Annotated in this window: 3 protein-coding genes; all 3 read right to left on the minus strand. The window is 66.4% G+C overall.

Annotation, left to right across the window (positions count from 1 at the left end):
- Positions 1-210: 210 nt before the first annotated feature.
- Positions 211-360, minus strand: coding sequence for a hypothetical protein (locus KA419_18250; protein ID MBP7867875.1), 150 nt, complete (start codon positions 358-360; stop codon positions 211-213).
- Positions 361-803: 443 nt separating this feature from the next.
- On the minus strand, positions 804-6881 hold the full coding sequence (locus KA419_18255) for a PKD domain-containing protein (GenBank protein ID MBP7867876.1): 6078 nt from the start codon (positions 6879-6881) through the stop codon (positions 804-806).
- Positions 6882-7119: 238 nt separating this feature from the next.
- The gene (locus KA419_18260) at positions 7120-7959 is read right to left on the minus strand and encodes a hypothetical protein (protein ID MBP7867877.1); all 840 of its coding nucleotides are present in this window, start codon (positions 7957-7959) and stop codon (positions 7120-7122) included.
- Positions 7960-7971 lie beyond the last annotated feature (12 nt).

Genomic DNA, 7971 nt, shown 5'->3' on the forward strand with positions numbered 1-7971 from the left:
CCGGGAGAAGTTTCAGGTGTCGCCAGGGCCTCGGCCGGCGGCGCGCGGGGCGGATTTTATCAAAAAGAGCGCCGCTTTCTACACAGATTGATCCCCTACGGGGATCGGGCCGGAGGAGGGCGTGAGCATCGCGACCTTTCGACACACCTTGTTCCCCTGCGGGGATCGGGCCGGGGGAGGGCGAAGGCGTCGCGACCTTTCTACACCTATTCATCCCCTGCGGGGTTCAGGCCGGGGGAGGGTGTCCTGGCGTCGCTGCACGCGTGCAGCAGCTGCCCCGCCCACCTTGGGCGACTCCACCCGGTCCAGCAGCCCGCACTCCAGCGGCGCCCACCCCCGCTCCCACTCGGCCGTCCCCACCGCTTCCGCCTGCCGCACCTCCCAAGGTGGGTCAATATTGATGCCCTCGCAAAAAGTCGGAAAACGAACAGGAAAAGGTCTGTAAGCCGTTTGTTTGAGCCATCACCCGGAGGGTGATGGTACTTTTTGCGAGGTCATCAAGCTTTGGCGATGGTGATTCCGGTCCCGAATCCAAAGAAAAATCAGCGGCTGTCAATGCATTCAAACGGTCTTGGGCGGAAAACCGAAAAACAAAAACCCCTGATTTCTCAGAGGTTTTTGACGTCCGCGCACTGCAGCGGAATTTTAAATGGCGGAGGAGGTGTCCGCCGATCTACCTCCACAAGTCCTATTTTAACAACACAATAACAAACACCAAAGTCGGGAGATACCCCGAAAGTTACCCCGAAAAATCGACGTCGGGGAGTCAGGGGTCTTTCAGCTTTTGGCACGCTCGGCGCCGATCACTGGACCGTCAGGGTCACCTCCGAATAGGCCGAGGCGGCATAGAGGAGGAGGTACCAGGTCTTGCCACCCGGGATGTCCACCGTGAGGGTCTCGTCGTTCCCGGGCTGGGCGCAGCGGTAGTCGTAGGTCCCGTTCGTCCTACCCGGCCTCGAGCCTTCCTTCACGTAGAGCTGCACGTTGCCCGTGCCGCCCGTCGTGGACAGGGTCAGGGAGGAAACCCCTTCCGGAACCACGACCTTGTAGAAGGTCTCGCTTGTCCGGGCGCCGGAGAGCGGTTCCAGTGTCGCACCCCGACAGAGGGCCGTGACTCCCTCCTCGGTGTTGGTCACCGTGACGTTCCCCGACGCAACGGCGGACCCGCCGAAGCCGTCGTCCACCGTCACGCTCACGGGGAAGGTCCCCTCGCAGGCGAAGACGTGGGTCACGTCTGCCCCCGCGGCCTGTATGCCGTCGCCGAAGGTCCAGAGGACGTCGAGGACGTCCCCGTCGGCGTCGGTCGCGCTCACCGTGAAGACGACAGGCGATCCCAACTCCGCCGCGGGCGGGATCGATACGGCCCCGATCACCGGCGGGGCGTTCCCGCCGTCGAGGCTCACCGCCGCGCTCCCCTCCGCCGTGACGATGCCGCCCCGGCCGTCGCCCACCATGACGGTGACGGGGTAACTCCCCGCCTCCGGGTAGGCGTAGGCGGCCGCCAGGCCCTCGGCGCCCCGGCCGTCGCCGAAGTCCCACCACGCCCGGAGGGTGTCCCCGTCCGGGTCGGACCCGGTGATGCCGAAGGTCGTCTCCTGGCCGGGCAGGAGGTGAGCCGAGAGGGTCCCCGCCGTGAGCTCCGGCGGCCGGTCGGCCCCCGTCCCCGCGACGGTGAGCGTCACGCCGGCGTACGCGGACCCGCCGTAGAGCAGGACGTACCACGTCTTCCCGCCCGGCGAGGACAGGGTCACGCTCTCGGCGTTCCCCGGGGTCGCGGAGCGGACGTCGTAGGTGCCGTTCGTCCGGCCGGGCCGGGACCCCTCCTTCACATAGAGCTGCACGTTGCCCGTGCCGCCCGCCGTGGAGAGGGTGAGGGCGGTGACGTCCTCCGGGACCAGGACCTTGAAGAAGGCCTGGCTCCCGCCGGCGCCGCCCAGATCGTCCCGGCTCTCGCCGAGGGCCAGCGCAGGGGCGTCGGTTTCGGGGTCGACCACGTCGAGGTCGCCCTTCGCCGTGGTCACGCCGCCCCACCCGTCGAAAGCCATGACGCTTACGCGGTAAGCGCCGTCCAGGGTGTAGCGGTGCGTGACCGACGTGCCTTCCCCGGAACGCCCGTCGCCGAAGTCCCAGAGGAGGTCGAGGGGATCGCCGTCGGGGTCCAGGACCGTCGCCGACATCCCGGCCGAACCGCCGAGGGTGGCCGGACTGGAGAGGTTGAGGTCGCTGATGACGGGCGGCTGGTTCGGGCCCGCCGCCTTGACGGTAACGGCACCGGAGGCCGTCGCGGCCCCGCCCCGCCCGTCGGAGACCATCACGGTCACGGGGTAGGCCCCCACGGCCGCGTAGACGTGTGAGGGAGTCACCCCGGAAGCCGAAGCGCCGTCGCCGAAGGTCCACTCGGCGGTGAGGGAGTCGCCGTCGGGATCGGATGCCTCGACGCCAAAGGTCACGGGCTCATTCACCCGGGCTCGCCGTGGGACCTGAACGCTTGTGATTACGGGCGGCCGGTTATAAACGCCGTCCGCCGTCACCGAGAGGGTGACCCCGGCGTAGGCCGAGCCGCCGTAGAGGAGGAGGTACCAGGTTTTTCCGCCGGGGGACGTCGTGACGTTCACTGTCTCGGCGTTCCCGGGGGTCGCGGACCGGTAGTCGTAGGTTCCTGCGGTGCGCCCGGGCTTTGCCCCTTCCTTCACGTAGAGCTGCACATTGCCCGTGCCGCCCGACGTGGCGACGTGGAGGGCCGTGACCCCGGCGGGCGTCAGCACCTTGTAGAAGGCCTGGCTCCCGCCGGCGCCGGACAGGCCGCCGAGGCTTTCGCCCAGGGCCAGCACCGTCACGTCCGCCTCGGGGTTGACCACGTGGACCGCCCCCGACGCGGCGGCGGAACCGCCCCGCCCGTCCGTGACCACCACGGTGACCGTGAAGTCGCCGTCCACGGCGTAGGCGTGGGAGGCCGCCAGGCCGGAAGCGGTGCCTCCGTCGCCAAAGTTCCAGACACAAGTGAGGGGGTCGCCGTCCGGGTCGGACGCCTGGACGGAGAAATTGACGATTTCAGCCAGGTTGACCGGGGAGGGGATGGTGGTCCCGGAGATCACCGGGGCCCGGTTGGGCGGCGGGGTCACCAGGATCAGACCCGAGGCCTGGGCCTGGCCGCCGCGCCCGTCGTCCACCGTCACCGTCACGGTGAAGCTGCCCGCGGCGCCGAAGGTGTGAACGGCGCTCATCCCCTGGGCGCTCGCGCCGTCGCCGAAGTCCCAGGACGCCGAGAGGGCGTCGCCGTCCGGGTCGGAGGCGCTCACACCGAAGGAAACCATGTCGCCCGCCGCGGCCGTGGTCGGGATCGTGACGCTCTCGATGACCGGCGCCCGGTTGGGCCGGTCCTCCACCGTGATCGTGACGGAGCGGGAGGCGCTGCCGCCCTGCCCGTCGGTGACCTCCACGCTCACGGGCCAGGGGCCCGCTGTCGCGAAGACGTGGGTGGCCTCGCCGTCGGGGCCGCCGGCCGCGCCGCCGTCGCCGAAGTTCCAGGCGTAGGTCAGCGGGTCGCCGTCCTCGTCGGTCGCCTGGACCGCGAAGGTCACGCTCTCCCCGGTCCACGCGTGCTCGGGGAGGGTCGCTCCCTGGATCTCCGGCGCGTGGTTGGGGCGCGTCGCGGTCAGGTTGGCCGCGGCCTCGTCGTTGCCGGCGTCGGCGTCGGCAAAGCCCGGGGCCAGGGAGAGGCGCACGACGTACGTCCCCACGGCGGGGGGCGTGAAGGCGCCGAAAACGTGGAGGTCGCCGTCGACGTAGTACCAGGTGGCCGGCGCGAGGGGCGTCGTGTGCCCGGCGGGGTCCGTCACCCGCCAGAGGACCGGCAGGCCGTAGTACGAGTCGTTGGCCCGGATGACGCCCTCCAGTTGCACCCGCTCGCCCGCGTTGGGCGCGGGGTTGGACAGCGTCAACGAACCGGGGACCACCTGCGCGTCGAAGACGGAGGCCGCGCCGCCGCGGCTCCCGAGGGCGGGCCCGCCGGGGACCAGGGAGGTTGAGTCTCCCGTCCCGGTGCGCCCGCCGCGGACGCCGCTGCCCCCTTCGCCCGTGGTGGGCACGGGGGTGCCGGGTTCCACCATCCAGGCTTCCAGGGCGGCCGGGTCGTCGATGGACACCGTCGGGTCGCCGCCGGGGCCCGGGTAGGGGGGCGGCGTCACGAGGACCGGGTCCACGGGGACGGTCCGCTCGAGGAGTTCCTCGGCGGCGCTGTCCCCGGCGCGGACGGCCAGCCGGTAGACTCCCGCCTCGGCGGGCAGGGTCAGGGCCGCGTGCCACGCGCCGTTCCGGTCGGTCCGGGCGTCGGAGGCAACGGCGGGCTGGGACTCACCGTCCCGGGTGAGAGTCACGTGCACGGCGCCGCCCTGCACCGGCAGGGTCGCAATCGTCCCGTTGTCGGAGAGCCTGTAGAAGGCCCGCCCGGAGAGCACGGCGTCGGCGCCCGGCGCGAAGGCCGGCGGGCGCGCCGCGGTGACCACCACCGGGAGGCCCGTGCCGAGGCCGGCGGTGTTGTTAAAGCGGTCGGCTTCCCCGAGGGCGCCGGCGGGGTCGACCTCGACGGAGAGGGCCGTCCCCGGCGCGGGCGGGGCGCCCAGGTCCAGGGAAACGATATTCTCGCCGGGCTGCAGGTCCGCGAGCACCGTCGTCAGCGGCGTGTCGCCGGCGGCGGTGCGGGAGCGCAGCTCCACCCCCACGCCCGTCACGGGGACGGTGCGGGTGCTGGCGACCCGGGCCTCCAGGACGGTGCCGTTCAGGGTCACCCCGTACACGGCCAGGTCGAAGGGGGTTTCCACCACGGTGACGGCGGCCGTGCCGGTCACCGGGAGGCCGCCCGCGTCGGCGGCCCTGAAGGTGAAGGAGTCGGCCCCGAAGTAGCCGGCGGACGGGGTGTAGACCAACTGGTTGTTCACCACTTCAGCCGTGCCGTGGGCGGGCTGGGTCTCCACCGTGATGGTGAAGACCGTGTCGCCGTCGGGGTCGGTGACCTGGGGCGACACCGGATCGCTCGGCTGGTCCTGCTTCGTGGTGATGGAGGCCGAGGCCGAGGTCGGGGCGTCGTTGACGGGGTCGACCGTGAGGTGCACGGCGGCCAGGCCGGAACTCGCCCGCCCGTCGGAGGCGCCGAAGGTGAAGGTGTCCGCCCCGTGGAAGTCGGCGGCCGGGGTGTAGGTGAAGTCGCCGGTGGCGGGGTTGAAGCTCGTGAGGGCGCCGTGGTCGGGTTGCTTGACCACGCTGAAGGTCAGCGGGTCGTTCTCGGGGTCGGTCCCCGTCAGCTTCGCGGCCAGGAGCGTGTCCTCGTCGGTCGTGAAGGCGAGGTCCTGCACCGTCGGGGGGCGGTTGTAGCTGGCGTCCACGACCGTGATCGTGGCGGTGCGCTCGGCGGTCAGGTCGCCGTCGGAGGCCACGAACTGCACCGAGTACGTCCCCAGTTGCCCGGCGGAGGGGGTCCACTCGAAGCGGCCCGTGCCGTTCCCCTCGTCGTGGAAGCTCGCGCCGTAGGGGAGGGAGCCGGTGTAGACCAGCGGGGTGGTGCCGTCGGGGTCGGAGGCGTGGACCACGAAGCCCAGCATGCTCCCCGCGCGGACGGTCCAGTCGGCGATCGCCTCCAGCACCGGCGCGCGGTTGCCGGGCGTGCCGCCGTCCTGGAAGCGGACGAGGTAGGTCTTCCCCGCCGTGTCAACGTCGAAGAGATTGACTGTGTAGCGCCAGGTGTCGCCCACTTTTGTCCGGCTCAGCCAGGCGTTCTGCGGGACCAGCACCGCGCCGTCGGAACGGACGACCTCCCGCAGGGGGGAGGCCCCGGCAAAGGGGTCGTCCAGTTGAATGTAGACGTAGCCGGGGTCCTGGTCGTACTCCGACTTGACGAGGGAGTAGCTGCCATCCTCGTTCAGCGTGAGGGCGGCGCCCCAGGACTGGTCGTAGACGGGGCTCTCCAGCCCGTCGGAGGTGTAGACCGCCAGGGTCCACAAATAGGGGGTCCCGTCCGGGCCGCGTTCGCAGGCCAGGAAGTCGGGGACGGCGTCGCCGGGGGTGAAGACGTCCTTCACCAGGGCGAAGGTGCGCAGGTTCTCCTCGGGGATGAGGGAGGTCACCTGGCCGCCCAGCTCGTCGGCGTGGGAGATCTTCGCCCCGAAGCTGACGAAGCGACCGGTGAGGGAGCAGGTCATCTGCCAGGCGGCCGTCGCCGTGGCGTCGGGGGCCAGGTCGCCGAAGTTCACCAGGAGGCTGGGGGTGGCGGGCTCGCCATTCACCGAGGAACCGGTGATGGCGAAATTGAGGAGGAGACCCTGGTAGTTCTCCACGATCTTGGGCTGGCCCGAGTCGATCCGGACGTTCCTGGCGATCCCCGCCCCGACGTTGCGGATGCGCAGGCCCAGGGGGAACGGGACCACGGGCTCGATGAGAGTGGTGGCCGGATCGTCTCCCAGGACGTCGATGGGGAGGAAATAGTCCAGCGCAAGGATGGGCATGGGCATCACGCGGATGGTGTCGGGGGCCACGTCGATGGTGTTCTCCTCGCCCCCCTGGGTGTAGCGGATGAACGCTCCCACCGGGTAGAGCGCCCCGCGGGGGTCAGTCCCCCCCGCCCCGGGCGCCGGGATGATGAGCCAGCGCGCCTCGACGGACGGCGCCTCCGCCGGCGGCGCTTCGGTGTAAGCCGGAATGTCCGGCAGCATCCAACTCTGCCCATCCTGGGACATCGCCGCCCCGCCCCCCTCCGGCCGGATGAAGAACCACGCCCCGGTGTCGTTGGGGTCGGAAGTGGCCCAGATGTAAAATCCGTTTTCATCCTGGAACAGCACATCCACATGGATCTGCTCCACCAGGAACGGCGTCCCGTTGGTGATCTTCATCCGCGCCTCGAACGCCTGCCGCTCAAGGGTCAGTTCCTGCAGGATCTCGATCTTCGCCCGAGCGCATAAGGTCTGGGCTTCCAGCGCCCACATCGACAGGATAATAAGAGAAAGGGAAAGCAACAACCTAACCAGTCCACTCCCCACCTCATTATCCTTACAAATTGTTTTTTCCTTTCCGCTTTTCATGCCTCTCCCTAATTAACTAGCTCTTGTTCCCCAGAAATTGCCCTATGCGTCATTTTACTTTTAGGAATTTATTCCAATATTCCTTTCTATTCCGCCACCATTTCATGCATTCCGCTTTTGACGCAATATTTTGTATTTCTCCATCCGTAAGTGTTGATAATAATTTCATTAGACGCAAATCCCCATCACTGATTTTATCCATTATTTGCGGAATTGCCAATATTCCGAGTTGCTCTATTTCGTCTAACAATCGCAAGAACTTGGCTTCGTCCTTTTCCGTTTTTGCAATTTTATATATCTCCTCGAACTTCCGGGTGACACAGCTTTCTTTTATTAACCACCATTGTTCGAAAAGAATTCGATGGGAATGATAGAGAATTTCTTCTTTGTCTATTTCGGTTCGTATTTCTGGTTTTATGGAAATGAATAAAATTTGTTTCCCGTTTGCGCTGTTTGTTTCAGAAGAGAAGATCTCTGTTTTGTATATTTTCCCGATAGCGCAAATTAAATAATATGAAAGAAAGAGTTTTTCTCCAAATCCACATGAGGTGAACCGACGTCTCTCATTTGAATTACGTTCCTCCGTATTTTCAGTCTGATTAGCTTGCACAGGTTCGGCATCTCTGATCTCTTTCACCACACAAGGGAGCACATCAGGACCAAGGCTCCGTAGTTTATTAAAACATTTGTACATCAATGTTCCCGGTTTATCCATATTTAACACTGGATTGAGGTTATCATCAAGAATCGCATCACTGCTGAAAGTATATTCCCAAGAAATCTTCTCCCATTCAGAAACCACTGATTTGACACCAGAACAATCATCCTGACATAAAATCGCATGATTGGACATAACAACAAACATTAAGGTTAAAGCAAACCCTTTCATCAGTTGCCTCCA

Source organism: Acidobacteriota bacterium (genome assembly GCA_018001935.1).
Lineage (GTDB): Bacteria > Acidobacteriota > JAAYUB01 > JAAYUB01 > JAAYUB01 > JAGNHB01.

What these genes read in the sequence shown, in the direction of transcription:
- KA419_18255 (MBP7867876.1), bottom strand. Translation starts at nt 6,881, where the DNA reads ATGAAGATCACCAACGGGACGCCGTTCCTGGTGGAGCAGATCCATGTG.
- KA419_18260 (MBP7867877.1), bottom strand. Translation starts at nt 7,959, where the DNA reads ATGAAAGGGTTTGCTTTAACCTTAATGTTTGTTGTTATGTCCAATCAT.